Origin of the sequence: Sphaerisporangium aureirubrum (assembly GCF_042658925.1) — a bacterium.
In the GTDB taxonomy this organism is placed as follows: domain Bacteria; phylum Actinomycetota; class Actinomycetes; order Streptosporangiales; family Streptosporangiaceae; genus Sphaerisporangium; species Sphaerisporangium aureirubrum.
On sequence record NZ_JBHSRF010000037.1, the window covers coordinates 1 to 25006 of the forward strand.

The 25006-nt window shown below is 72.0% G+C and carries 22 protein-coding genes and 1 riboswitch; of the genes, 13 read left to right on the top strand and 9 right to left on the bottom strand.

Annotated elements, in window-relative coordinates:
- Nucleotides 1-441 precede the first annotated feature (441 nt).
- Nucleotides 442-897 (bottom strand): ATP-binding protein, encoded by a 456-nt coding sequence (locus ACFP1K_RS23115; protein ID WP_380756729.1) that lies wholly within the window; start codon nt 895-897, stop codon nt 442-444.
- Between the two features lie 241 nt (nt 898-1138).
- Between ACFP1K_RS23115 and ACFP1K_RS23120 the strand changes: the two genes are divergently transcribed.
- From ACFP1K_RS23120 to ACFP1K_RS23135, 4 genes are all read left to right on the top strand, one after another.
- Entirely contained in the window at nt 1139-1990 is an 852-nt protein-coding gene (locus ACFP1K_RS23120; RefSeq protein ID WP_380756731.1) for a helix-turn-helix domain-containing protein, read from the top strand.
- Between the two features lie 19 nt (nt 1991-2009).
- The gene (locus tag ACFP1K_RS23125) at nt 2010-2231 is read left to right on the top strand and encodes a DUF397 domain-containing protein (RefSeq protein ID WP_380756733.1); all 222 of its coding nucleotides are present in this window, start codon (nt 2010-2012) and stop codon (nt 2229-2231) included.
- Between the two features lie 132 nt (nt 2232-2363).
- Nucleotides 2364-3644 (top strand): AAA family ATPase, encoded by a 1281-nt coding sequence (locus ACFP1K_RS23130; protein ID WP_380756735.1) that lies wholly within the window; start codon nt 2364-2366, stop codon nt 3642-3644.
- 71 nt (nt 3645-3715) lie between these two features.
- Nucleotides 3716-4591 carry an ABC transporter ATP-binding protein gene (locus ACFP1K_RS23135; protein ID WP_380756736.1) on the top strand — a complete coding sequence of 292 codons (876 nt, stop codon included), beginning with the start codon at nt 3716-3718 and terminating at the stop codon, nt 4589-4591.
- On the opposite strand, the gene ACFP1K_RS23140 is transcribed toward ACFP1K_RS23135, so the two are convergent.
- Nucleotides 4545-5981, bottom strand: a complete 1437-nt coding sequence (locus ACFP1K_RS23140) for an amidohydrolase (protein WP_380756738.1) — start codon at nt 5979-5981, stop codon at nt 4545-4547. The genes ACFP1K_RS23135 and ACFP1K_RS23140 overlap by 47 nt on opposite strands.
- Before the next feature lie 350 nt (nt 5982-6331).
- On the opposite strand from ACFP1K_RS23140, the gene ACFP1K_RS23145 reads away from it, so the two are divergent.
- From ACFP1K_RS23145 to ACFP1K_RS23155, 3 genes are all read left to right on the top strand, one after another.
- The gene (locus ACFP1K_RS23145; protein ID WP_380756741.1) at nt 6332-6502 is read left to right on the top strand and encodes a hypothetical protein; all 171 of its coding nucleotides are present in this window, start codon (nt 6332-6334) and stop codon (nt 6500-6502) included.
- Nucleotides 6503-6567: 65 nt separating this feature from the next.
- Nucleotides 6568-6806, top strand: a riboswitch (cobalamin riboswitch).
- Nucleotides 6807-6953: 147 nt separating this feature from the next.
- Nucleotides 6954-9296: a ribonucleoside-diphosphate reductase subunit alpha gene (locus ACFP1K_RS23150; protein ID WP_380756743.1), complete on the top strand. Its 2343-nt coding sequence runs from the start codon at nt 6954-6956 to the stop codon at nt 9294-9296.
- A gap of 38 nt (nt 9297-9334) precedes the next feature.
- The gene (locus tag ACFP1K_RS23155; protein WP_380756745.1) at nt 9335-10345 is read left to right on the top strand and encodes a ribonucleotide-diphosphate reductase subunit beta; all 1011 of its coding nucleotides are present in this window, start codon (nt 9335-9337) and stop codon (nt 10343-10345) included.
- 125 nt (nt 10346-10470) lie between these two features.
- Here ACFP1K_RS23155 and aceA read toward each other — a convergent pair whose 3' ends face one another.
- The gene (gene aceA, locus ACFP1K_RS23160) at nt 10471-11763 is read right to left on the bottom strand and encodes an isocitrate lyase (RefSeq protein ID WP_380756748.1); all 1293 of its coding nucleotides are present in this window, start codon (nt 11761-11763) and stop codon (nt 10471-10473) included.
- Nucleotides 11764-12120: 357 nt separating this feature from the next.
- Here aceA and ACFP1K_RS23165 point away from each other — a divergent pair, with 357 nt between their 5' ends.
- Entirely contained in the window at nt 12121-13590 is a 1470-nt protein-coding gene (locus ACFP1K_RS23165; protein ID WP_380756750.1) for a helix-turn-helix domain-containing protein, read from the top strand.
- Nucleotides 13591-13665: 75 nt separating this feature from the next.
- Nucleotides 13666-14643: a glucosyl-3-phosphoglycerate synthase gene (locus ACFP1K_RS23170; protein ID WP_380756753.1), complete on the top strand. Its 978-nt coding sequence runs from the start codon at nt 13666-13668 to the stop codon at nt 14641-14643.
- A gap of 69 nt (nt 14644-14712) precedes the next feature.
- On the opposite strand, the gene ACFP1K_RS23175 is transcribed toward ACFP1K_RS23170, so the two are convergent.
- On the bottom strand, nt 14713-15318 hold the full coding sequence (locus tag ACFP1K_RS23175) for a TetR/AcrR family transcriptional regulator (RefSeq protein ID WP_380756755.1): 606 nt from the start codon (nt 15316-15318) through the stop codon (nt 14713-14715).
- Between the two features lie 147 nt (nt 15319-15465).
- Here ACFP1K_RS23175 and ACFP1K_RS23180 point away from each other — a divergent pair, with 147 nt between their 5' ends.
- From ACFP1K_RS23180 to ACFP1K_RS23195, 4 genes are all read left to right on the top strand, one after another.
- Nucleotides 15466-16689, top strand: coding sequence for a metal-dependent hydrolase family protein (locus ACFP1K_RS23180; RefSeq protein ID WP_380756757.1), 1224 nt, complete (start codon nt 15466-15468; stop codon nt 16687-16689).
- On the top strand, nt 16686-17624 hold the full coding sequence (locus tag ACFP1K_RS23185; protein WP_380756758.1) for a DMT family transporter: 939 nt from the start codon (nt 16686-16688) through the stop codon (nt 17622-17624). Before ACFP1K_RS23180 ends, ACFP1K_RS23185 begins: the two co-directional genes overlap by 4 nt.
- Nucleotides 17621-19591, top strand: a complete 1971-nt coding sequence (locus tag ACFP1K_RS23190; protein WP_380756760.1) for a CocE/NonD family hydrolase — start codon at nt 17621-17623, stop codon at nt 19589-19591. The genes ACFP1K_RS23185 and ACFP1K_RS23190 overlap by 4 nt, the downstream gene beginning before the upstream one ends.
- An 88-nt stretch (nt 19592-19679) precedes the next feature.
- The gene (locus ACFP1K_RS23195; protein ID WP_380756762.1) at nt 19680-19955 is read left to right on the top strand and encodes an isoamylase early set domain-containing protein; all 276 of its coding nucleotides are present in this window, start codon (nt 19680-19682) and stop codon (nt 19953-19955) included.
- A gap of 27 nt (nt 19956-19982) precedes the next feature.
- On the opposite strand, the gene ACFP1K_RS23200 is transcribed toward ACFP1K_RS23195, so the two are convergent.
- Genes ACFP1K_RS23200 through ACFP1K_RS23220 form a run of 5 tightly spaced genes read right to left on the bottom strand, consistent with a single transcriptional unit; the run spans nt 19983 to nt 25006 of the window.
- Nucleotides 19983-21047, bottom strand: coding sequence for a histone deacetylase family protein (locus tag ACFP1K_RS23200; protein WP_380756764.1), 1065 nt, complete (start codon nt 21045-21047; stop codon nt 19983-19985).
- Complete coding sequence (locus ACFP1K_RS23205) at nt 21044-22153, bottom strand: ABC transporter ATP-binding protein (RefSeq protein ID WP_380756766.1); 1110 nt, start codon at nt 22151-22153, stop codon at nt 21044-21046. The genes ACFP1K_RS23200 and ACFP1K_RS23205 overlap by 4 nt, the downstream gene beginning before the upstream one ends.
- Entirely contained in the window at nt 22150-23127 is a 978-nt protein-coding gene (locus ACFP1K_RS23210; protein ID WP_380756769.1) for an ABC transporter ATP-binding protein, read from the bottom strand. Before ACFP1K_RS23210 ends, ACFP1K_RS23205 begins: the two co-directional genes overlap by 4 nt.
- Complete coding sequence (locus ACFP1K_RS23215; protein WP_380756771.1) at nt 23124-24023, bottom strand: ABC transporter permease; 900 nt, start codon at nt 24021-24023, stop codon at nt 23124-23126. Before ACFP1K_RS23215 ends, ACFP1K_RS23210 begins: the two co-directional genes overlap by 4 nt.
- A complete protein-coding gene (locus tag ACFP1K_RS23220) occupies nt 24020-25006 on the bottom strand; it encodes an ABC transporter permease (protein ID WP_380756772.1) in 987 nt (328 codons plus the stop codon). Before ACFP1K_RS23220 ends, ACFP1K_RS23215 begins: the two co-directional genes overlap by 4 nt.

Genomic DNA, 25006 nt, shown 5'->3' on the forward strand with positions numbered 1-25006 from the left:
GTGAGCATCAGCCAACTCCCCGAATGGGGCGACGGCGAAGACCCCAGCGCCACCCCCACAATCACCCCCACCTTCACCCCAACCGCAACCTCCACCACCTGACCGCAGCGGCCTCCGTCACCTCGACCCCCACCACCTGACCGCCTCGCTTTCCGCCGCCTTTGAGGGGTTTGTCCGCTCCGGCCCCGCGACGATGGGACGTCGTCGGGCAATGTCGGCGCCGCCGGGCTGCGGAAACCCGCGCGTGCGGGGCGCCGCGGAAAATGGTCCTCGCGGAGGGCGCGCTCCGCGCGGATGCCGCAAGGGCTGTGTTCGAGCGGGGGACACCCCCGCACCCCCGAGCCTGCCGGGCTCACCGCACCCACCGTGAAGCGCCTTCTCTCCCATGGCTCCCGCTGTAAGGTGCGGGCGCACCGATCCGGCGCTGCCCGTATGCCGCACTCACGCGTCCCGCTCGTCCCGCATCCCACCTGGACGGCCGCCACCAGGTCCGCGCCACTTGCCCGTCCTCTGATCCTCATCGCCCTGAGCGCTCGGCGCGACGAGTTCGAACCACACCATCGTCCCGCTCACCCGCCGTTCGAACCCCCATTGGGCCGCGAGCCCGTCGACCAGCAGTAGCCCTCGCCCGTTGGTCTCGACATCCCCGGGCCTGCGCACATGCGGGACGTCAGCCGATCCCGTGTCCTCCACGGCGACCAGCACCCAGTCCCCGGTGAAGGCCACAGAGACGAGAAAGTCCCGCTCCACGGCATGCCGCACCACGTTCCCGGCAAGCTCACTGGTCAGCAACACCGCATCGTCGCGGCAGGGATGTCCGTCCCCGAGTAGTTCCCCGACGAACGCCCGAGCGGGCCGCACCTGCGCCGCCGACGGCGCGAACCGACGCGAGAGCACAGGGCGCGCCGTAAGCGCGGTCCGAGGGTGACTCACGATCACCGCTGATCCTTCCTGCGGATGGAGCGTTCCGGGGACTTGCCGGGACCGGCCCGCGATTCTGACTCTGTGTGTACGATCCGTCACTTGACGATGTCATGGCGCAGGCAATCTTGGAGGTGCAACCGCAAAGAAATACAAATTTGTGGGCTCCGGCAGCGGCTTTTCCGTACCCCAAACTCCGACAAGGAGCGACAAATCCATGAATGCCAAGCGGGCAATGACGTTGAGGGCCCAGTGGCTCGGCCGAGAGCTGCGACAGCTCCGGGAAATGAGCGGGCTCACCCTCAAGGAGGCGGGCGGCTTCGTTCAGCGTGACGGCGGGACCATCAGTCGCGTGGAAGCCGGCATCTATCCCGCGCGGACACCCGATGTGCTCGCGATGCTGGATCTGTACGGTGTCACCGACACAACCCGTCGGGACGGTTTACTACGACTGGCGCGTGAGGTGTGGCAGAGCGGTTGGTGGGACAGCTACTCCGAAGACCTGTCCAAGGTCATGGTCGATTACGCCTGGGTCGAGTCCCGTGCCCGCCGGATCCGCTCCTTCGACGCGCTGGTGATCCCCGGTCTGTTGCAGACCCGCCCGTACATGGAGGCGGTGCAGCAGGCCGTCGTAGATTCCTCTCCTGTGCAGATCACCTCTGGAATCCGATTTCGTCTCACCCGTCAGCAGATCCTTACCGGCCCGGAGCCACCCCATGTCGAGGCGATCTTGGACGAGAGCCTCCTGCGTCGACGCCAAGGAGGACGGGAGGTGCTGAAAGAACAACTCGACCACCTCGTCACCATCGCCGAACGGCCGAACATCGAGATACGCATCCTCCCTTTCACCTCGGGTGCCCACGCCAGTCCAGAGGGAGCCTTCAGGATCTTCGAGATGCCCGAACCGTATCCAGAGGTCGCCTACATGGACACTCCTGGTGGAGGGATTTACGCGGAAGCGAGTGAAGTGCAGCGGTTTATACTCAAGTTTGATCACATTCGCAGTGATTCACTGGATTCATCGGAATCGATCAAGCTGATACGAGCGACCGCCGAAGCTTTGCACTAGCGGGAATGGAGAGTCCTGCATGTCTACCTCCGAATACCAGCCAGTCGTCGCATGGCATATCAGCACCTTCAGTCCCGACGGCGGCCCCAACTGTGTGGAGGCCGGTCCGTTGTCGGACGGCAGTGAGCGCATCGCCGTGCGGCACAGCCGGCACCCGGAGGGTCCGGTGATCATCTACACCCGGGCCGAGTGGGACGCGTTCCTGGCCGGGGTGCGGGCGAACGAGTTCGACTTCGAGTAGGGGAGAGGCCAGTGGCAACGGTGGGTCCGGGGGCGCGATGCGGAGCCTGGGATTCTTGCACGTAGGTGGCCTTGGATTCCCTCCCCGAAACAGCTGTCCTCATCAGCCCGACTGCCTGGAGGCAGCAGTCCGATGTTGCTGAGTTTCCGCGTGGCCAACCATCGTTCGCTCCGTACCGAGCAGCAGTTGCTGCTCGCTCCCAGCTCTGGCGTCGGCACTCCGGCGGAAGCCGATTGGCGAGCTGTTCCGGTGGCCGGAATCTTCGGTCCCAACGCTTCGGGCAAGTCGAACGTCATAGACGCGTTGCTGTACATGCGAGACCTGGTACTCGGCTCCCTACGGGAGAGTGAGCCGGATGGAGGGATCCGGCGTCACCCCTTCGCGTTGGACGCCGCCGCGTGTGAAGAGCCGTCCACGTACGTGGTCGATCTGCTGCTCGAAGGCGTTCGGTACACGTACGGGTTCGCGGTGGACGACGCGCGGGTGGTGGAGGAGTGGATGTGCAGCTATCCGCATAGGCGGAAAAGCATCATTTTTCACCGAAAGCTTGATGAGTATTCGCACAGGGAGCCTTCGCAGTCCACGGTGCAGGAAATCACGGCGTCGAACGTGCTCTACCTGTCCGTGGCGGCGAGAACGAAGCAGGTGCTCGTCCGGCCGGTGTACGACTGGTTCGCGGGTGTCCTCAGCCGCAAGGCGACGGGCCTCCGTGTCCCTGGTGGCAACGGCGATCTGAAGGTCATGGACGACCTCGGCCTCCTTGGGCGGCTGGCGGCGTTACTCCAGGCGGTGGACACCGGGATCGAGTTGGCCGAGGAGACTCAGAGCGAGCCGGACAGGCTATCCACTTGCATGGACAGCCCCGACGGCCACCCGCTGGCTGCGGACAAGTACATGATCTTCAGGCATCGGGCGCGGGACGGCACGTTCGCCCTGAGATGGCGAGATCAGTCGCTCGGGACCCGAGTTCTCTTCGAGATATGCCTGCCGATCCTCTTGTCGCTGGATCGGGGCACGCCCTTGCTGGTGGACGAGTTGGACTCCAGCCTGCATCCGTACTTGTCGGCCCGGCTGATCCGCTTGTTCGCCGACCCGTCGACCAATCCACGGGGCGCACAGCTCGTCTTCACCAGCCTTGACGTCACGCTGCTCGGGCGGATCCAGGGGGAGGAGGTGCTGGGCCGGGATCATGTCTGGTTCACGGAAAAGGACGAATATGGGGTGACCGAGTTGTTTGCCCTTTCCGGGTTCGAGACCCGCGAGGAAGAGAGCTGGGGTCGGAGATACCTTGCCGGGCGCTGTGGCGCTGTCCCTGTCGTCGATGACGATCTCTTCGCCGCCGCTCTGGCAACGCGTGCGGAGGGGGACGACGACGGTGTGTCGGGAGCGCGCGGCCAGGAAGGTCGGCGCTGAACAGCTTGGGTGACTCCCGCTGTTTGGCGTGCCGGCGTCGGTTCCTATGCTGCTTCGGGAGAGGGGGGCCGATGGGCGAGGGACGTGGGGTGTGGCCGCGGCGGGATGGGGCGGCGGTTGAGTTGGTTGGGGTTGGGGTCAGGGTGGGTGGGGGGAGGGTGTTGGTGGATGAGGTGGATTGGCGGGTGGAGTTTGGGGGGCATTGGGTGGTGCTTGGGGGTAATGGGGCTGGGAAGACGACGTTGCTGGGGATTGCGGGGGCTGTGCGGCATCCGAGTTCGGGGGTGGCTTCGGTGCTGGGGCATCGGCTGGGGCGGGTGGATATGCGGGAGTTGCGGCGGCATATCGGGCTGGTGGCGGTTGGTCGGCGGCTGGTGGATGAGGAGTTGATGGAGGAGGAGGGGCTCACCGCTCATGAGGTGGTGCTGACGGGGTTCACGGGTACCAGTGCGCCGCTGTGGGACCGGTACGGGGGCGCCGAGCACGAGCGGGCGCATGCCCTGCTGGCCGATCTCGGGTGCAAGGATCTGGCGGACCGGCCGTTCGCGGTGTGTTCCCAGGGGGAGCGTGCTCGTGTGCGGGTCGCCCGGGCGCTGATGCCCGATCCCGCGCTTCTCCTGCTGGACGAGCCCTTCGCGGGGCTCGATCTTCCCGGTCGGGAAGACCTCATCGCCGCGGTGGAGGACCTGGCGCGCGCCCATCCGTCTCTCACCACGATCCTCGTGACCCATCACCTGGAGGAGGTGCCGGCCACCACCACCCATGCCCTCCTTCTCCGTGACGCCCGTGTGCTCGCCTCCGGCCCGGTGCGGGAGACTCTCACCTCCGCGACGCTGTCGGCCTGCTTCGCCCGGCCCCTCACCCTCGGCCACCTGGACGGTCGCTGGCATGTCCGCGCGGTCAGAGACGGCGGTGGGTCCAGCGGCCGGCCAGGAGGGTGCCGGTGATCTCGATGTCGCGGAGGGCGTCAGGGGGGAGGGCCGAGGGGTCGTCGGCGGTGATGACCAGGTCGGCGGGGGCGCCGGGGGAGAGGTCGGCTCGGGTGGAGGCGGAGAGGGCGGCCTTCAGGGGGAGGGACTGCTCGGGGTGCCATGGGGGGCGGGTGTCGTCGGTTCTGGTCACGGCGGAGGCTATGCCGTCCCAGGGGTTCAGGGGGGCCACGGGGGCGTCGGAGCCGAATTCCAAGGTCGCGCCGGCGGCGAGGAGGGTGGCGTAGGGGTAGGCGCGGTGGGTCTGGCCTTTCCAGTAGGTGTCGGCGATCTCCCGGTCGTCGGGGGCGTGCGAGGGCTGGACGCCGGCCACCAGGCCATGGCGGGCGAATCTGGGGAGGTCGGTGGGGGTCACCAGCTGGGCGTGTTCTATGCGGCCGGGGCAGCCCACGGCTTCGAAGGCGTCCAGGGTTATGCCCACGGCCAGGTCGCCGATGGCGTGGACGGCGGGGTGGACGCCGTGGGCGGTGGCGAGGGCCATCAGGGTGCGGAGTTCCTCGGGCTGGATCTCCAGGGAGCCGAGGAACGAGGTGCCGGGGTAAGGGATCTCGCAGTAGGCGGTCTTGGTGTTGAGGGAGCCGTCGGTGAAGATCTTGACGGGGCCGACCGTCAGGAGGCCGCCTGAGCCGGGGACGGGGGCGCCGGTGCGCAGGCCGCGGCCGATGGCCTCCTCCAGGCGGTTCCTGGGGATGGAGCAGATGACGCGGACGTCGAGCCGGTGGGCACGGGCGCGGCGGGTCCAGTCGGTGACGTTGTCCGCCATCTCGAAGTCCTGGAAGCCGACCACGCCCCGGGCGGCGGCCGCGGTGGCGGCCTCGGTCACCCAGCGGTCCAGTTCCCGTTGCGGAGGCTTCGGCAGGGCGGTCACGGCGGCGTAGCACTCCTGCTCGCGCAGCACGCCCGTGGGGTGGTCGCCCCGGCCGATCAGGGTCAGGGCGGCGGGGCTGAGCCAGACCGTGTGCAGGTCCTGGCTCATCAAGGCGATGGCGACGCCGGGGGCCGCGGCCTCCAGCAGGGACTTGTGCGGCGTGTCCGGCCACAGGCCGTCGCGGAAGCCGAACCCCACGGCGATCCCGGAGCCCGGGGCGGCGGAGGTCATCAGCGTCACCGCCTCGCGCGCCGAGCGGGCGCCGCCGAGGTCCACCCGGCGGCGGGTCTGCGCCCACTGGACGGCGTGCACGTGCGCGTCCCACAGTCCCGGCAGCACGGTTCCGCCCAGGACGTCCACCGTCTCCGTGCCGGGCGGCGGCTCGGCGCCGGGCTCCGCGATCACGCCGTCGACGACCAGGACATCGAGGATGGGCCCGCCGAGACCAGCACGGGCGTTGCGCAGCAGGAGTGAGGACATGCCGTGAATGGTAGGGCCGCCCTGGAACACCCGATCGATCTTCCCGGCCTTCCCCTGAACAATGAGGGGGCACCCGGGATCCGGCCGGCCCACCGCTTCGCCGAGGGCCCCGAGGGGATCGGGCGGGTGTCCCGGCCCCCGCTCGCCGGGGGCCCCGAGATCCTCGGGAAGGGATCGGCCTGTGCGCAGAACCATGGCCCCGCTGCTGGTCACCGTCCTCGTGGTCTTCACCGCCTACCAACTCCTCACCCCGGTCCTGGCGCCGCTGTCCCGTGAGCTGGAGCTGACCGAGACCGAGCTCGGGATCGTATCCGGGGCTGGCCGGGTTCGCGGCCGTCGCGGCGCTCGGCGTGGACGGCGCGCTGCCCCCGGGGGCGGCCTTCGCGCTGATGATCCTGACCCGGGGCCTGGTGTTCGGCGCCGCCCTCGTCGCGCTCGGCCTGGTGTGGGCGTCCCCCGCCGCCCGGCGGGACGGCGCCCCCGCGCCGGAGGCCCCGCAGGATGCCGGGGTGTCCCCCTGAGACACGCCGATACGAGATGTGGCGGTGTGACGTAGGGGGCACCCCCATATATGGTGTTCCTCGCAGCTGGTTCGGCCGCTCATCCAGGGTGGCCGAGGCAAGAGGGAACCCGGTGCGGCCATGTCCGCGCGCACTCGCGCGCGCTCGCCAATTCCGGGACTGCCCCGCAGCGGTGATTGGGAACGAACGCCGTCATGAAGCACTGGATCCCCCCGGCCCCGAGCCGGAGCGGCCCGGGAAGCGACGGCCAGTAGGCGAACGCGGCGTCCCGCCGTGCTGCCCATGAGTCCGAAGACCTGCCAGCGCGCCGCGCGCCGCCGATAGGCGCGCGGCCGGTCCGAGGCCGCGTGGGACGGCCGGCGGCCCCGGCACACGCCCCGGCGTGGCCGTCGGCATGCCCCTCCCCGCGCGCACCGGGCCCACCGGTCACAAGGGTCGCGAGGAGAGAGCTGTGACGGTAACCGAGAACATGCCCGTGAGGGTGCGCGGGCGCGACGGCTCCGCCGAGCCGGTCGACCTCGGCAGGCTCGTCCGGGCGGTGGAGCGCCGGGCGGCCGGCCTGGGGGACGTCGACCCGCTGCGGGTGGCGACCAGGACGATCGCCGGGCTGTACGACGGGGTGACCGCCGCCGAGGTGGAGCGGCTGGCCGTCCAGACCGCCGCCGAGCTGATCGGCGAGGAGCCGCAGTACTCCCGCCTGGCCGCCCGGCTGCTGTCGGCGTGCGTCGCCGATGAGGTGCGCGGCCAGGGCGTCGCGTCGTTCAGCCGGTCGATCCGGCTCGGCCACGAGCTGGGGCTGATCGGCGATGAGACGGCCCGGTTCGTCGCGGCCAACGCCCGCGAGCTGGACGACGCCGTCGACCCCGAGGGGGACCTGCGGTTCGAGTACTTCGGCCTGCGCACCGTCTACGACCGCTACCTGCTGCGCCACCCGGCCGGCAGGCAGGTGGTGGAGACCCCGCAGTACTGGCTGCTGCGGGTGGCCTGCGGCCTGTCCGCCACCGCGGCGGAGGCCGCCGGGTTCTACCGGCTGATGTCGTCGCTGGCCTACCTGCCGAGCTCGCCGACGCTGTTCAACTCCGGCACCCGGCACACCCAGATGTCGTCCTGTTATCTGGTCGACTCCCCGAGGGACGACCTCGGCTCCATCTACGAGCGGTACGCCCAGGTGGCGCGCCTGTCGAAGTTCGCCGGCGGCATCGGCATCGCGTGGTCGCGGGTGCGGTCCAGGGGCGCGCTGATCCGGGGCACCAACGGCCGCTCCAACGGCATCGTGCCGTTCCTGCGCACCCTGGACGCGTCGGTGGCCGCGGTGAACCAGGGCGGGCGGCGCAAGGGCGCGGCCTGCGTGTACCTGGAGCCGTGGCACCCCGACGTCGAGGAGTTCCTGGAGCTGCGCGACAACACCGGCGAGGACGCGCGGCGCACCCACAACCTGAACCTGGCCAACTGGATCCCCGACGAGTTCATGCGCCGGGTGGAGGCCGACCAGATGTGGTCGCTGTTCGACCCCGACGAGGTGCCCGAGCTGCCCGACCTGTGGGGGGAGGAGTTCGACGCCGCCTACCGGGCCGCCGAGGAGCGGGGCCGCTTCGTCCGCCAGGTCCGGGCCCGCGACCTGTACGGCAGGATGATGCGCACGCTGGCCCAGACCGGCAACGGGTGGATGACGTTCAAGGACACCTCCAACCGGCTGTGCAACCAGACCGCCGGGCCCGGCGCGGTGGTCCACCTGTCCAACCTGTGCACCGAGATCATCGAGGTGTCCGGCGACGACGAGACCGCCGTGTGCAACCTCGGCTCGGTCAACCTGGCCGCGCACCTGACCGGTGACGGGATGGACTGGACGCGGCTGCGGGCCACCGTCCGGACCGCGGTGACGTTCCTGGACCGGGTGATCGACATCAACTACTACCCGACCGAGCAGGCCGCGGCGAGCAACCCGCGCTGGCGCCCGGTCGGCCTCGGCGTGATGGGCCTCCAGGACGTCTTCTTCGCGCTGCGCCTGCCGTTCGACTCGGCGAAGGCCAGGGAGCTGTCCACCCGGATCGCCGAGGAGATCTACCTCACGGCGCTGGAGACCTCCGCCGAGATGGCCGAGCGGTACGGCGCCCACCCGGCCTACGACCGCACCCGCGCCGCCCAGGGCATGCTGCAGCCCGACCTGTGGGGGGTGACCGGCGCCCAGACCGCGCGGTGGGCGGCGCTGCGGCGGCGGATCGCCGCGCACGGGCTGCGCAACTCGCTGCTGATCGCGATCGCGCCGACCGCCACCATCGCCTCGATCGCGGGGTGCTACGAGTGCGTCGAGCCCCAGGTGTCCAACCTCTTCAAGCGCGAGACCCTCAGCGGCGAGTTCCTGCAGATCAACACCGTGCTGGTCGCCGAGCTGAAGGCCCGCGGCCTGTGGGACCAGGAGACGCGGGACGCCGTCAAGCGGGCCGAGGGCTCGGTCCAGGGCATCGAGGCCCTCCCGGCGGAGGTGCGCGAGCTGTTCCGCACGGCGTGGGAGCTGCCGCAGCGCGCGCTGATCGACATGGCCGCCGCCCGGGGGCCGTACGTCGACCAGAGCCAGTCGCTCAACCTGTTCATGGGCTCCCCGACCATCGGCAAGCTCAGCTCGATGTACCTGCACGCCTGGAAGTCGGGCCTGAAGACGACGTACTACCTGCGCTCGCGCCCCGCGACCAGGATCCAGCAGGCCACGGTGACCGTGCCGGGCCCGGCGGCGCCCCTGGACGAGGCCGTCGCCTGCTCCCTGGAGAACCCCGAGTCCTGCGAGGCCTGCCAGTGACGCCCGCCCCCGCCTCCCCCAGGAATGGAAAGGACATCGTGACCGAGGCCCCGATGCTGCTCGACCCGGGCATGGACCTGACCTTGCGGCCCATGCGCTACCCGCGCTTCTTCGACCGGTTCCGGGAGGCGATCAAGAACACCTGGACGGTCGAGGAGGTCGACCTGCACTCCGACCTCGCGGACCTGGCCCGCATGTCCCCGGCGGAACGGCACCTGATCGGCAGGCTGGTCGCGTTCTTCGCCACCGGCGACACGATCGTGGCCAACAACCTGGTGCTCAACCTCTACCAGCACGTCAACTCCCCGGAGGGACGGCTGTACCTGTCCCGGCAGCTGTTCGAGGAGGCGGTGCACGTCCAGTTCTACCTGAACCTGCTGGACACCTACGTGCCCGGCGAACGTGAGCGCTCCGAGGCGTTCGCCGCGATCGAGAACATCCCCTCGATCCGGAGCAAGGCCGAGTTCTGCTTCCGCTGGATCGACTCGCTCCACGGGCTGCGCGAGCTGCGCACCCGGGAGGACCGCCGGGCCTTCCTGCTCAACCTGATCTGCTTCGCCGCCTGCATCGAGGGGCTGTTCTTCTACGGCGCCTTCGCGTACGTGTACTTCCTGCGCTCACGGGGCCTGCTCAACGGCCTGGCCTCCGGCACGAACTGGGTGTTCCGCGACGAGTCACTGCACATGGCCTTCGCCTTCGACGTGGTGGACACCGTGCGCGCCGAGGAGCCCGGCCTGTTCGACGACGAGATGCGGCGCCAGGTCGGCGAGATGATCGCCGAGGCGGTGGACTGCGAGACCCGGTTCGCCGAGGACCTGCTCGGCGGGGGAGTGCCCGGCCTGTCCCTGGCGGACATGCGCGCCTACCTGGAGCACGTGGCCGACCGGCGGCTCGCCCAGCTGGGCATCCCCCCGAGGTACGGGGCCCGCAACCCCTTCGCCTTCATGGAGCTGCAGGACGTCCAGGAGCTGTCCAACTTCTTCGAGCGGCGGGTGTCGGCGTACCAGGTCGGGGTGACCGGCACGGTCGGCTTCGACGACGACTTCTGACGCGGGCCCGTCCGGAGGGGGCCGCCGCCCAAGGCGGATCTTTACCGGACGAGCCCGCGGGCCCGGGGGGACGGGCCGCACGGGCCGCGTGGTCTCGGTGTGCTCCGCGCGGCCCGTACGGCGTTTCAGTGGGTGGCGGCGAACTGCTCGGATTCGGTGGAGCCCTTCAGGGCCACGGTCGAGGAGTCGGGCGCGACGGCCGTGCTGACCAGGTCGAAGTACCCGGTGCCGACCTCCCGCTGGTGGCGGGTGGCGGTGTAGCCGTTGCGCTCGGCGGCGAACTCCTCCTCCTGGAGGCGGACGTAGGCCGGCATGCCGTCGTCGGCGTAGCCGCGGGCCAGGTCGAACATCGAGTAGTTCAGCGAGTGGAAGCCCGCCAGGGTGATGAACTGGAAGCGGTACCCCATGTGGCCGAGCTCGCGCTGGAACTTGGCGATGGTGGCGTCGTCGAGGTGCTTCCTCCAGTTGAACGACGGCGAGCAGTTGTAGGCGAGCATCTGGCCGGGGTACTCGGCCTTGATCGCCTCGGCGAAGCGGCGGGCCACGTCCAGGTCCGGCGTGGAGGTCTCCATCCACAGCAGGTCGGAGTACGGCGCGTAGGCCAGGCCGCGCGCGACGCAGGCCTCCACGCCGTTGCGCACCCGGTAGAACCCCTCGGCGGTGCGCTCGCCGGTGGCGAACACCGCGTCGCGCGGGTCGACGTCGCTGGTCAGGAGCGTCGCGGCCTGGGCGTCGGTCCGCGCGATGATCAGGGTCGGCACGTCGCAGACGTCCGCCGCGAGGCGGGCCGCGTTGAGGGTCTTGATGTGCTGGCCGGTGGGGATGAGCACCTTGCCGCCGAGGTGGCCGCACTTCTTCTCCGAGGCGAGCTGGTCCTCCCAGTGCACCCCGGCGGCGCCGGCGGCGATCATGCCCTTCATGAGCTCGAAGGCGTTGAGCACGCCCCCGAAGCCCGCCTCGGCGTCGGCGACGATGGGCGCGAGCCAGTGCGGTGCCCTGGCGTCGCCCTCCGACCAGGTGATCTGGTCGGCGCGCAGCAGGGCGTTGTTGATGCGGCGCACCACGGCGGGCACCGAGTTGGCCGGGTAGAGGCTCTGGTCGGGGTAGGTCTGGCCGCCCAGGTTGGCGTCGGCGGCGACCTGCCAGCCGGACAGATAGATGGCCTTCAGGCCTGCCTTCACCTGCTGGACGGCCTGGTTGCCGGTCAGCGCGCCGAGCGCGTGCACGTAGTCCTCGGTCTGAAGCAGTGACCACAGCCGCTCGGCGCCGAGGCGGGCGAGAGTGTGTTCCTCCTGCACGGAGCCGCGGAGGCGAACGACGTCTTCGGCCGTGTAGGTCCGATCGACGTTCGTCCAGCGCGGGTCGTTCTCCCACTCACGCCGCAGTTCGTCTGCAGCTCCCTTGAGGCGATCTTTCATTTTTTGCTCCTTCGGCGTCCTCTGGGCGCTTGCTTCGAGTCTGCGACGGGGGCGGAGCAGAACAAAGTCCTGATCAAGGAAAAACTCAGCGAACTTTCGTCTGACACCAATACTGGCCAGTCTTCTGCCGTGAAGAAATGCAAAGTTTTCGCTATGGCCTAGACCAATTCTTGTGACTTGGATCACTGAGCAGTGCCCGACGAATGCCCATATAGCCCTATAAACAGGGATAAATCGCCGAGCTGCTTCTTCGTAGATCGGGCCAAACCCTCCTTGACCCACCCTCCGCCCCCGGCACGGCCGGTTGGTGACCGGAGTCACTGGAAGAACCGTGAAATTTGCGCTTAGGATCGTGGTATGGCGTCCTTGGTGGGGGAAGAACCGCTGACTTTGACCCAGGAGCTGGACCTCCTCGCGTTCGGTCAGCGTCTGCGTCACCTGCGCAAGCAGCGCGGTCTGACCCTGTCCGAGCTCGGCGAGCGGGTGGGCCGCGCCCCGAGCCAGCTCTCCCTGCTGGAGAACGGCAAGCGCGAGCCCAAGCTGTCGCTGCTGAAGTCCCTCGCCTCGGCGCTGTCGGTGCCGGTCGAGGAGCTGCTGCGCCGCCAGGCCCCGAGCCGCCGCGCCCAGCTGGAGATCGCCCTGGAGGAGGCGCAGCGCGACCCGCTGTACGCCGGCCTCGGCCTGTCCCGGCTCAAGGTCTCCGCCCGCGTGCCCAACGACGTGCTGGAGCACATCCTCGGCCTGTACGAGGAGCTGCGCGCCCGCCAGGCCAGGGGCACCGCCACGCCCGAGGAGGCCAGGGCCGCCAACGCCGAGCTGCGCCGCAAGCAGCGCGAGCAGGGCAACTACTTCGCCGAGATCGAGGCCGCCGCCGCCGAGGCCCTCGCCGCGGTCGGCTACCGCACCGGCGCGCTGTCCCAGGGCACCGTCCAGGCCCTGGTCACCCACTTCGGCTTCACCGTGCGCAACGTCCAGGACCTCCCGAGGTCGGTCCGCTCCATCACCGATCTGCGCAACCGCCGCATCTACGTGAAGAACGAGCAGCTCGGCATGCACACGCCGCGCACCATCCTGCTCCAGACCCTCGGCCACCTGGCGCTCGGCCACCACCGCCCGCGCGACTTCGCCGACTTCCTGCGCCAGCGCACCGAGGCCAACTACTTCGCCGCCGCCGTCCTGGTCCCCGAGGCCACCGCGGTGCCGTACCTCCGCGAGGCCAAGCAGAACCGCGCGCTGTCGGTGGAGGACCTGCGCGACGTGTTCGCCGTCTCCTACGAGATGGCCGCGCACCGCTTCACCAACCTCGCCACCCACCACCTGGACCTCGCGTGCCACTTCGTGCGCAACGACGCCGGGGGCATCATCTACAAGGCCTACGAGAACGACGGCATCGTGTTCCCCGCCGACGAGCAGGGCGCCATCGAGGGCCAGCGCATGTGCCTGCGCTGGTCGGGCCGCCAGGTCTTCCTGACGCCCGACCGCTTCTCGGTGCACTACCAGTACTCCGACTCGCCGACCGGCACCTACTTCTGCGTGGCGCACGTCGACCCCTCCCGGGAGCGGGACTTCGCGATCACACTCGGCGTGCCGTACCGCGAGTCGCGGTGGTTCCGCGGCCGGGAGACCACCAACCGCACGCGGTCGGACTGCCCGTCGGGTGACTGCTGCCGCCGCCCGCCCGCCGAGCTGACCCAGCGCTGGGAGGGCTACGCCTGGCCGTCGGCGCGGGCCAACTCCCACGTCCTGGCCGCGCTGCCCCCCGGGTCGTTCCCCGGCGTGGACGAGGCCGACGTGTACACCTTCCTGGAGCGCCATGCCGCCGTCTGAGCCCGGATCACGATGAATCGTGCTGTTCGCGGGCGCATAGAGTGATGGAAATGTGCTGTGACGGGGGGTTCGTGCGTGCTGCCTGAGGTCGAAAAGTGGCTGCGCGCCCGCACCACCGCGTCCGCCGACTGGCCCCTGGAGGCGCTGCTGGCCGCCAAGGGCGCCACCACGATCAGCGTCGTGCTGCCCGCCAGGAACGAGGAGGCGACCGTCGGGGACATCGTCGCCGCCATCCGCCGCGACCTGATGGACGCCGCGCCGCTGGTGGACGAGCTGATCGTCGTCGACTCCCGCTCCGCCGACGACACCGCCGCGCGGGCGGCGCGGGCCGGGGCCAAGGTGTTCACCCAGGACGAGATCCTGCCCGGCCTGCCCGCCATGGACGGCAAGGGCGACGTGCTGTGGAAGTCGCTCGCCGTCACCACCGGCGACCTGCTGGTGTTCGTGGACGCCGACCTGCGCGAGTTCCGCACCTCCTTCGTCACCGGCCTGCTCGGCCCGCTGCTCGCCGACCCCTCGGTGGTGCTGGTCAAGGGCTGCTACGACCGGCCGCTGCGCGAGGCTGGCGAGGGCGGCGGCCGGGTCACCGAGCTGGTCGCCCGGCCCCTGCTCAACCTGCACTGGCCCCTGCTGGCCGGCTTCGTCCAGCCGCTGGCCGGCGAGTACGCCGCGCGCCGCTCCGCGCTGGAGCGGGTGCCGTTCGCCACCGGGTACGGCGTGGAGCTCGGCCTGCTGATCGACCTGCTCGACCAGGCGGGGCTGGACGCGCTCGCCCAGGTCGACCTCGGCAGGCGCGTGCACTCCCACCAGTCCACCGAGGCGCTCGGCGTGATGGCCGGCCAGATCATGCACACCGCGTGGGCGCGCCTGGAGCGCGAGTGCAAGGTGATCTCCCTGCACACCCCCGCCTCCGGTCTCACCCAGTTCCGCCGCGGCGGCGCCGGCCACGTCCCGGTGGTCAGGGACGTGCTGCCCGGCGAGCGCCCGCCCATCCTGGAGGTCCGGGAGTACGCCCCCGAGCCGCGCCCCGCGTCCGGCACCCCCGCGCCCTGACACCCGGGCGGCGGCGATCGCCGCGCCGGGCCGGGCGATGTCGTCATCCGCCGCTGACCGGCCGGGACGTCAGCCGGTGAGGACCTCCAGAGGGACGCCGACCTCGGTGGCGGCGGCCGTGCGGACCAGGTCGGCCAGGCGGGCGCGGGTGAGGACGCGCTTGTGCACGGTGGCCTGGACGGCCAGGCCGTCGATCAGGGAGACGATGCGCCAGGTGGCGGCGTCGGGGTCGGGGCAGTGGAACACGCCCTCGGCGACGCCGTCGTCCAGGATGCGGCGCAGCGCCTGCTTCCAGCACAGGTCGATGTTGCGCGACACCTCCTCCAGCACCGTGCTGCGCAGCGACTCCGACCAGGCGTCGATCCACAGCGCCCATGACTTGGACTTGCCGCTCGGGGAGTACAGCCGCAGCAGGTCCCGCAACCGGGTCAGCGGCGGGCCGCCGGACTCCTGCAGCTTGGCCAGGGCTTCCAGGTCGCGCTGGGCCGCGTAGGCGAAGGCCTCGGCGAACAGGCGGTCCTTGGTGGAGAAGTGGTAGAAGAGCAGGCCCTGGCTGACCCCGGCCGCGCGGGCGATGTCGACGGTGCGCGTGTGGCCGAAGCCCTGGGCGGCGATCACTTCACAGGCGGTCCTGAGAAGATCATCCCTACGAATCCGGCCGAATCCTCGTGCCACAGGGGAACCCTAGCGCGACCCGGGCGTCGCTCAGGCGCAAAACGGGCGCCGCACCGGTCGCACGCTTGGGCAAATCCGCCATTGTCATGCTCAACCGCGATGTGTTTGAGTGGCGGCTCAGACGGCGGCGACGGAAAGGGTGCCCCGATGGTGATGGCCTTGCGCTGCGCGCGGCTGGTGGACGTCGAGGCGGGCAGGGTGCTGACAGGCCGTACCGTGCTGGTGGACGGGGGGCGCGTCGCCGCCGTGCGGCCGGACGACGAGCCGCTGCCCGAGGGCGCCGAGGTGCTCGACCTCGGCGACGCCACGCTGGCGCCCGGCCTCATCGACCTGCACACCCACCTGGCGGGGGTCGCCGCCTGCGGCGACATCGTGCAGGAGCTCAAGCTCAGCGCCGCCCGGCAGGCCCTCGCCGGGGTGCGCAACGCGCGCGACACCGTGCTCGCCGGGTTCACCACCGTGCGCGACGTCGGGACCCTGCGCGCGTTCGTGGACGTGGCGCTGCGCGACGCCGTGGCCGACGGCACCGTCGTCGGGCCGCGCATGGCGGCGGCGGGGGCGTACGTCACCGTGTCCTCCGGCGGCGGCATGCTCACCGGCCTGGCGCACGACATCAGGCTGCCGCGCGAGTTCCGCTTCGGCCGGGTGCGCACCGTGGACGACGTCCGCGAGCGGGTGCGCGAGATCCTGCACGGCGGCGCCGACCTGATCAAGCTGATCGCGACCGGCGCGGTGATGAGCGCGGGCACCGTCCCCGGCGCGCCCGAGCTGACCGAGGAGCAGATGCGCGCCGCGGTGCGCGAGGCGTCGTGGTACGGCGCGCACGTCGCCGCGCACGCGCACGGCGCCGAGGGCATCAAGATGGCGGTGCGCGCCGGGGTCCGCTCCGTCGAGCACGCCTGCTACCTCGACGACGAGGGCATCGAGCTGATGCTGGAGCACGGCACCTACCTCTCGGCCGACGTCTGGTGGGCCGACTGGATCAGGGAGACCGGCGAGGCGAACGGCTGGGACGCCGAGATGCTGCGCAAGAACGACGAGACCGCCGAGGCGCAGCGCGAGGCGTTCGCCCGCGCGGTGAAGGCCGGCGTGCGGATCGGCTTCGGCAGCGACGCGGGCGGCTTCCCGCACGGCATGCAGGGCCGCCAGCTCGCCACCATGGCCGAGTACGGCATGACCCCGCTGGAGGTCCTGCGTGCCGCCACCCTGACCAGCGCCGAGTGCATGGGGTGGGAGGCCGAGGTGGGGTCGGTCGCGCCCGGCAAGTACGCCGACCTGATCGCGGTGCGCGGCCCCTTCCGGCTGGAGTCGTTCGCCGACGTCGCGTTCGTCATGAAGAACGGCGACATCCTGAAGAACACCCTCTCGTGACCGCCCCCGGCTCCCGGCCGGGGAGGTATCTCGCCGGGGTGGGCGGGCTGCTCGCGGTGACCGCCGTGTGGGGGACCACGTTTCCGCTGGTCAAGGACATGACGACCCGGTTGCCCGTGGCCGACCTGCTCGCGGTGCGGTACCTGCTGTCGGGCGCGCTGCTGGTGGCGCTGCGTCCCCGGACGGTGGCCGCGGCCACGCGCCGGACCTGGCGGACCGGCGCCGGGCTCGGCGTGGTGTACGTCGGGGCGCTGGTCACCCAGACCTACGGGCTCACGCTGCTGCCGTCGCCGGTGTCGGGGTTCGTCACCGGGTCCTACGTCGTGGCGACCCCGCTGCTCGGGCTCGCCTGGTTCCGCACCCGGGTCACCGGGCGCACCTGGCTCGCCACCGGGCTGGCCGTCGCGGGGCTGGCCGCGTTCACGCTGATGGCGGGCGGGGACGGCGGGGCGGTCTCCTCCGCCGGGCTGGCGCTCACCGTGCTGTCCGCGCTGCTGTACGCGGTGCACGTGGTCGCCCTCAGCCGGTGGAGCCGCCCGGCGGAGGCGTACGCGCTGTCGGTCGCGCAGATCGCCACCCTCGCGCTGGTGCTCACCGCCGTGGCCGCGCCGGGCGGCGTCACGCTGCCCGCCACCCCGGCCGACTGGGCGGGCCTGGTGTACCTGGCCACGGTGGCGGGGGCGCTGTCGTTCGTCACGCAGACCTGGGCGCAGGCGCACATCCCCGCCGCCCCGGCCGCCATCGTGATGTCGGTCGAGCCGCTGTGGGCGACCGCGTTCGCGGTGCTGCTCTACCACGAGACGGCCGGGTGGTCGCTGCTCGCCGGCGGCGCGTGCGTGCTGGCCGCCACGCTGCTGGTCAGCTCGCCGCCCGAGCCGGGGGACGCGGCGCCCTCCCGTCCCCTCGTCCCCGCCACCGCACGGGAGGACCCATGAGCGGCGAGCACGTCACCATCCCGCTGCCGGACGGCACCCGGCTCGCCGCCACGCTGTACCTGCCTGAGCGGCTGCCCGCGCCGTGCCTGCTGGAGGCGCTGCCGTACCGCAAGGACGACGTGACCCTCGGCTACCGCGCCGAGTACGAGGCCCTCGCCGGGCACGGGTACGCCGTGTGCCGGGTGGACCTGCGCGGCACCGGGTCCAGCGAGGGCGTCGCGCGCGACGAGTACCCGCCGGAGGAGACGGGCGACCTGTGCGCGGTGATCGCGTGGCTGGCCGCCCGGGACTGGTGCGACGGCGGCGTCGGGATGTACGGCACGTCCTACAGCGGCTTCAACGCGCTGAACGTGGCCGCCGCCCGGCCCCCCGCGCTCAGGGCCGTCTGCTCGATCTACGCCTCCGACGACCGGTACACCGACGACGTCCACTACACCGGCGGCGTGCCCCGCTGGCTGGACCTGGTCGACTACCCCGCCTACATGGCGGCGATGAACGCGCTGCCGCCGGTGCCCGGGGTCTACGGCGACGGGTGGCGGGAGGAGTGGCTGCGCCGCCTTTCCGCCACCGAGCCGTGGCTGCCGCGCTGGCTGGCCGAGCAGGAGGACGGCCCCTACTGGCGGCAGGGCTCGCTGCGGCCCCGGCTCGGCCGGATCGAGGTGCCCACCATGCTCGTCGCCGGGTGGGCGGACGGCTACGGCAACGTGGTGCCCCGCCTCACCGCCGCGCTGGAGCGGGGCGGCGTGCCGTACCGGGTCGTCGCCGGACCGTGGTCGCACGCCGACCCCGCCCACGCTCTGCCGGGTCCGGGCATCGACCTGCTCCCCGAGATGCTGCGCTGGTGGGGCCGCTGGCTCCGCGGCGACACCGCCGCCGTCCCCGCCCGCTCCGCCGTGGTCTTCCTCCGCTCCTCCACCCCGCCGTCCCCCGACCGCCCCCTCGTCGGCGGCACCTTCCACGACCTGCCCGCCTGGCCTGCTCCGCCGCACCGGGCCGTACCCCTGGACGGGCCGCTCACCGGACCCGGCCCGGCCCGGGTCCTTCCGGGGGAGGCCGGTTCGCGCACGGCGGGGGCTCCTCCCGCGGAGGCGGAGTCCCGCTGGGTCGCGTTGCCGTCCGACCCGGGGATCGGGGTCGCGGTGTGGAACACCTGCGCGGGCGCGCTGCCCTGGGGGCAGCCGCTGGACCAGCGGGACGACGACGCGCGGTCGGTGACCGTGGAATGGGAGGTGCCCGCCGAGGGGCTGGCGATCGTGGGAAACCCCCGGCTGCGGGTGCCGGTCCGCGCCCCGGGCGGGGGAGCGCTGGCCGTGCGGCTGTGCGACGTGGCGCCGGACGGCGCGTCCGAGCTCGTCACCCGGGGGCTGCTGCGGCTGCCCGCCGGGGACCGGGCGGACGCGGAGGTGGAGCTGGACGTGGTGGCGCACCGGGTCGTGGCCGGTCACCGGCTCAGGCTCGCGCTCGCCACCGCCGAATGGCCGAACGCGATGACACTCCCGGACACCGGTCCCGTCCATGTCGGCCTGGGTACCGGCGTCCTGCTCCTGCCGGTCGCCGAGGGCCCGCTCGGCCCCGAGGCCACCGGCCTGGTCCACACCCCTCCTCCCGAGCCCCCGGAGACGGACGGCGTGGTGTGGACCGTGGAACGGGACGTGCTGGGCGGCGTCACCCGCTGCCGCACGGGCTACGGCTCGTCGGCGGAGACCGACGGCGGCGGTTCCTACGCCGACCGGTACGAGGGCGAGGTCACCCTGGACCACCGGACGCGGCGCCAGACCGCGACCGCGGACACCCTGTTCGCGATCACCTGGCCGGACGGCCCGGCGGTCACCGCCCGAAGCCGCGTGGAGGTGGTCGCGGACGGCGGGGACCTGACCGTCACCGTCACCGTGACCGCCACCGAGGACTCCGCCGAACTCCGGACCAGCCGCTGGTCGAGCCGGGTTCGGGGCTTGCCCAGGAAGTAGTGAAATGTGTGTTACATGAGGCGTGTCGGTATTACTTGGGCCTGTGGTGGTGCGGCAGGGTAGGGGCATCGACCCCGGAGGATCTCCGATGCTCAAGCGCACGCTACTTTTCGGGCGGAAGACCCGTGTCACCTTTGCCCTGCCCATGGACCAGCCCATGGGTGTCGTCAGTGTCGTCGGCGATTTCAACCAGTGGAATCCCGGTTATCACGAGCTGCAACGCCGCCGGGGCGGCATACGCAGCGTGTCGGTGATCCTCCCGCCGGGAGTCCACCGTTTCCGCTACCTGGCGACCGGCGGCCTGTGGTTCGACGACGACACCGCCGACGTGATCGACCACGGCGGCAGCCTCATCCACCTCTGATCGCCACCGGCCTCCGGGGCCGCGCCGTCAGGGGTTCGCCAGCCCGGTGAGGGTGGCGCGCACCAGCTCGCCCAGGGAGGGCAGGTGGTAGCCGCCCTCCTGGACGGCCACCACCGGCAGTCCCAGGCCGGCGATCAGCCGCCCGGTGCGGTGGTAGCCGCCGGCGCTCACCTGGAGAGGGCTCTCCGGGTCGTCCGCGGCGGCGTCCACCCCGAGGGACACCACCACCGCCTCGGCGCCGAAGGCCGCCACCTCCGAGCACAGCCGTTCCACCCCGGCCAGCCAGCCCTCGTCGCCGGTGCCGGGCGGCAGCGGGAGGTTGCACGTGGCGCCGAGGCCCGCGTCGGCCCCGGTCTCGTCGGCGAACCCGACGTAGTGCGGGAACCACCCGGCGCCCGGGTCCACGTGCGCCGAAGCGTAGAGCACGTCCGGCCGCGTCCAGAAGACCGCCTGGGTGCCGTTGCCGTGGTGGGCGTCCACGTCGACGACCGCGACCCGGGCGAAGCCGTGGCGGCGCAGCGCCTCGGCGGCGACGGCCGCGTTGTTCAGGTAGCACGACCCGCCGTACCCGGCGGGCGTGGCGTGGTGCCCCGGCGGCCTGCACAGCCCGTACGCCAGCCGCGTGCCGCCTGCCACCAGGTCGGCCGCGGTGAGCGCCACGTCCACCGCTGCCCTGGCGGCGGCCCAGGTGCCGGGGCCGACCAGCGTCATGGTGTCGTAGCACCACAGCCCGGCGCGGGCGTGCACCGCCACCGGGGTGCGCGCGGGCATGCCCGCCGTCATGGCCGGGGTGGGGAACACGTACGGCACCACCCGGTCCTGCCCCGGGTCCCGGGGGAACCCGGCCTCGTCCCACCGCGACCACACCTCGCGCAGATGCGCGACCAGCCCGGGGTCGTGCACCGCGTGCAGCACGGCGTCGTCGTGCGGCACGGCCTCCACCGTCTCGGCGTCCGCCAGCGCGTCCCGGATCACGGCCACCCGCTCGGGCACCTCGGTCCCCGGCGTGCTCACCCCGACCCAGATCTCCGCGCCCGGCACGTGCTCCAGGCACGCGGGCGACCACACGGCCGTACAGGACAGCGTGCTCATCGACCGGCCAGGCCGGGCGGGTCGGTCAGGGCGGCCGGGTCGGCCAGGCCGGGCGGGTCGGTCACGGCGGCCGGCTCCGGCGGGCCGGTCGGCTCGGGCGGGCCGGTCCGGTCGGTGAGGTGGCAGGCGGCGTGGTGGCCGCCGCCGGCGGGGAGCACGGCGGGGGAGCGGGTCTCGCAGAGCGTGGACACCTCGGCGGGCAGCCCGTCCGCGTACGCCGGGCAGCGCGGGCGGAACCGGCAGCCCGCCGGGATCCTGGACGGGTCGGGCGCCTCGCCGGTCAGCAGGATCGGCCGCATCCGGCCGATCTCGGGGACCACCGACAGCAGCGCCCTGGTGTAAGGGTGGCGCGGGGCCAGCAGCACGTCGGCGGCCGGGCCGGTCTCCACGATCCGGCCGAGGTACATCACCGCGACCCGGTCGGCGATGTTCCAGGCCAGCCCGAGGTCGTGCGTCACCACCAGCACCGACAGCCCGAGCTCGCCGCGCAGCCGCAGCAGCAGCGCCAGGATCTCGCCGCGCACCGAGGCGTCCAGCGACGACACCGGCTCGTCGGCCACCAGCACGTCCGGCTCCAGCACCAGCGCCCCGGCGATCACCACCCGCTGCCGCTGCCCGCCGGACAGCTCGTGCGGGTACCGCAGGAAGAACCGCTCCGGCGGGCGCAGCCCGGCCCGCGACAGCGCGTCCGCGACCCGCGTCTCCTCGTCGCCCTCCACGCGGTGCACCCGCAGGCCCTCGGCCACCGCCTCGTACACGGTGTGCCGGGGGTTGAGCGACCCGGTCGGGTCCTGCAGCACGAGCTGCACGTGCCGCCGGAACTCCTTCAGCCCCGCCCTGGTCCGGACGAGAGGGCCCGGTCCGTGCTCGACGGTGCCCCCGGCCGGGCGGACCAGGCCGAGCAGCGCGCGGGCCAGCGTCGTCTTGCCGCACCCCGACTCCCCGACCAGCGCCACGATCTCGCCCGCGCCGACCACCAGCTCCACGCCGTCCACCGCCCGCGCCGCGCCGAACCGCACATGCAGCCCCCGCGCGGCGAGCGCCACCCCCGCCCCGCCGTCCACGGCGGCACCGGCGTCCTCGGTGGTGTTGGTGTTCTCGCTCAACTGGCACCTCGCAGGTCGAGGGCGGGCTCGGCGGCGCGCAGGCAGGCCGAGGCGCGGCCGTCGCCGAGTGCGGTCAGCGCGACGCCGGTGGTCGCGCACGCGGGAAGGGCGACCGGGCAACGTGGGTGGAACTCGCACCCGCCGGGCAGGTCACCGGGGAACGGCGGGTCGCCGGGCAGGCCGCGCGGGCCGTAACGGAAACGCTCGTCGCCGACCCGGGGGAACGCCGCCGCCAGCGCCGCGCCGTACGGATGGCGCGGGTCGTCGAACACCGCCTCCGCCGGGCCCTGCTCCACCAGCCGCCCGGCGTACATGACGGCCACCCGGTCGCACACCGACCCCAGCACCGACAGGTCGTGCGAGATCAGCACCATGGACAGCTCCATGTCCCGCACCAGCGACGACAGCAGCGCGAGCACCTGCGCCTGCACCATGACGTCCAGCGCGGTGGTCGGCTCGTCGGCGATGAGCAGCCGCGGCCCGCAGGCCAGCGCCAGGGCGATCAGCACCCGCTGCCGCTGCCCGCCGGACAGCTGATGCGGGTAGTCCCGCGCCCGCCGCGCGGGCAGCCCCACCTGCTCCAGCAGCTCCCCGGCGCGCCGGTCGGCCTCCCGCCGGGTCGCCGAGGAGTGCAGCAGGATCGGCTCGGCGATCTGCCCGCCGATGCGCCGCACCGGGTTCAGCGAGTGCTGCGCCCCCTGGAACACGATGGACGCCCGCGCCCACCGCACCGCGCGCAGCCGCCCGAACGACATGCCGTAGACGTCCTCGCCGTCCAGCAGCACCTCGCCCTCGACCTTCGCGGTCCGCGGCAGCAGCCGCAGCGCCGCGTTGGTGATCGTGGACTTGCCGCAGCCGGACTCCCCGGCCACCCCGAGCACCTCCCCGCGCGCCACCGACAGGTCCACCCCGCGCACGGCGGGCACGCCGCCCGCGTAGGTGACCCGCAGGTCGCGCAGCTCCAGCACCGTCATCGCGCCTCCTTGAGCCGGGGGTTGAGCACCGACTCCAGCGTGCGGCCGACCAGCGTGAACGCCAGCACCACCAGGACCACGCACACGCCGGGCGGCACCACGAACCACCACTCGTTGTTGCTCATCGCGCCGGTGGAGAACGCGTGCTCCAGGATGTAGCCCCACGAGGGCCTGGTCGGGTCGCCGAGCCCGAGGAACGACAGCGTGGTCTCCGACAGGATCGCCACCGACACCGTCAGCACCACGTGCGCCATCACCAGCGGCATCACGTTGGGCAGCACGTGCCGGGTCATCAGGTGCCAGTCCCCGCCGCCGAGGGCCCGCGCCCGCTCCAGGTACGGCCGCTCGCGCACCGACAGCGTCTGCGCGGCCACCAGCCGGGCCGTGCCCGGCCAGGACGTCACGCCGATGACCACGATGATGTTCAGCAGCGAGGCGCCGAGCACGGTGGCGAGCACGATGGCCAGCGGCAGGAACGGGATGACCAGGAACCAGTCCGACACCGCGGTGAGGACCGACCGCGGCCATCCCGAGTAGAAGCCCGCCGTCACGCCGACCGCGGTGCCGATCACCATGGCGATCGCGGTGGCCGCCAGCCCGACCAGCAGCGACATGCGGGTGCCGTGGATCAGCAGCGTCAGGATGGACCGGCCGTTCTCGTCGGTGCCGAGCGGGTACGCCAGGGTCGGCGCCATGTGCCCGGGTGCGGTGGCCTTGACGACGTCCAGCCCCGCCGGGTCGGCCAGCAGCGGCGCGAACACCGCGACCAGGCAGAAGAACCCGAGGACGGCGAGGCCCGTCAGCCCCGCGCGGTGGGAGCGGTAGTCGCGCGCGAACCGGCCGAGCGTGGCCCGGCGGCGGGCCCGCGCGACGGCGGCGGCCGAGGGGGTGCTCACGACGTGCTCACCCGGGGGTCGACGAGCGCGTACAGCAGGTCGGCGACGAGCATGAAGACGACCACCCCGATGGAGAAGAGCAGGAACACGGCCTGGAGCAGCGGGATGTCCGGGCCGCGCAGCGCCTCGTACGACAGCAGGCCGAGGCCCGGCCAGGAGAACACCGTCTCCACGGTGATGGCGCCGCCGATGACGAACCCGAGGTTCATCAGGATCAGCGTCATCGTGGGCAGCAGCGCGTTCGGCACCGCGTGCCTGCGGCGCACCAGGTCGTCACGCAGGCCCTTGGCCCTGGCCAGTTGCAGGTAGTCCTGGCCGAGCTCGTCCAGCAGGGACGCGCGCATGATGGTGGAGTACTCGGCCAGGTACACCAGCGCGAGCGCGCTCACCGGCAGCACCATGTGCCACGCCACGTCGAGCACCCCGCCGTCGCCGGGGGTGGCGATGCCGCCGCTCGGGAAGAACGGGAACGCGATCAGGAACATCATGCCGAGCCAGAACTCCGGCATGGCGTACAGCGTGAGCGTGGCCGCGGTGGCGCCCCGGTCGAAGCCGCCGCCCCGGCGCCAGGCGCTGCGCACGCCGATCCACACCCCGGCCACCGACGCGATCAGGATGGCCGTGCCGACCAGCAGCACGGTGGGCCACACGCGCTCGGCGATGATGTCCCACACAGGGCGGCTGAACCGGGTGGAGTTGATGGTCCCGGCGAACGGGTTGGTGATGTAGTCCAGGAACTGCCGCCCGATCGGCTGGTTCAGCTCGGCGCGCAGCTTGGCCATCTGCCCGGCCGGCATGTTGCGCCCGCGGTTGTACAGCCCCACCGGGTCGCCGGGCAGCAGGCGGAACAGGAAGAAGTTGAACACCAGCACGAAGAACACCGTGCCGAGCGACCAGCTCACCTTGCGGACGACGTAGCCGGGCGTCCCGGTGAGCGGCCACCCCCGGCCGCGCGGGGCGGCCGGGGCGGTGGTGACGGCCAC

Coding starts and splice junctions, on each gene's coding strand:
- ACFP1K_RS23120 (WP_380756731.1), top strand. CDS start 1,139: ATGAATGCCAAGCGGGCAATGACGTTGAGGGCCCAGTGGCTCGGCCGA.
- ACFP1K_RS23125 (WP_380756733.1), top strand. CDS start 2,010: ATGTCTACCTCCGAATACCAGCCAGTCGTCGCATGGCATATCAGCACC.
- ACFP1K_RS23130 (WP_380756735.1), top strand. CDS start 2,364: ATGTTGCTGAGTTTCCGCGTGGCCAACCATCGTTCGCTCCGTACCGAG.
- ACFP1K_RS23135 (WP_380756736.1), top strand. CDS start 3,716: ATGGGCGAGGGACGTGGGGTGTGGCCGCGGCGGGATGGGGCGGCGGTT.
- ACFP1K_RS23140 (WP_380756738.1), bottom strand. CDS start 5,981: ATGTCCTCACTCCTGCTGCGCAACGCCCGTGCTGGTCTCGGCGGGCCC.
- aceA (WP_380756748.1), bottom strand. CDS start 11,763: ATGAAAGATCGCCTCAAGGGAGCTGCAGACGAACTGCGGCGTGAGTGG.
- ACFP1K_RS23165 (WP_380756750.1), top strand. CDS start 12,121: ATGGCGTCCTTGGTGGGGGAAGAACCGCTGACTTTGACCCAGGAGCTG.
- ACFP1K_RS23180 (WP_380756757.1), top strand. CDS start 15,466: ATGGTGATGGCCTTGCGCTGCGCGCGGCTGGTGGACGTCGAGGCGGGC.
- ACFP1K_RS23190 (WP_380756760.1), top strand. CDS start 17,621: ATGAGCGGCGAGCACGTCACCATCCCGCTGCCGGACGGCACCCGGCTC.
- ACFP1K_RS23195 (WP_380756762.1), top strand. CDS start 19,680: ATGCTCAAGCGCACGCTACTTTTCGGGCGGAAGACCCGTGTCACCTTT.
- ACFP1K_RS23200 (WP_380756764.1), bottom strand. CDS start 21,047: ATGAGCACGCTGTCCTGTACGGCCGTGTGGTCGCCCGCGTGCCTGGAG.
- ACFP1K_RS23210 (WP_380756769.1), bottom strand. CDS start 23,127: ATGACGGTGCTGGAGCTGCGCGACCTGCGGGTCACCTACGCGGGCGGC.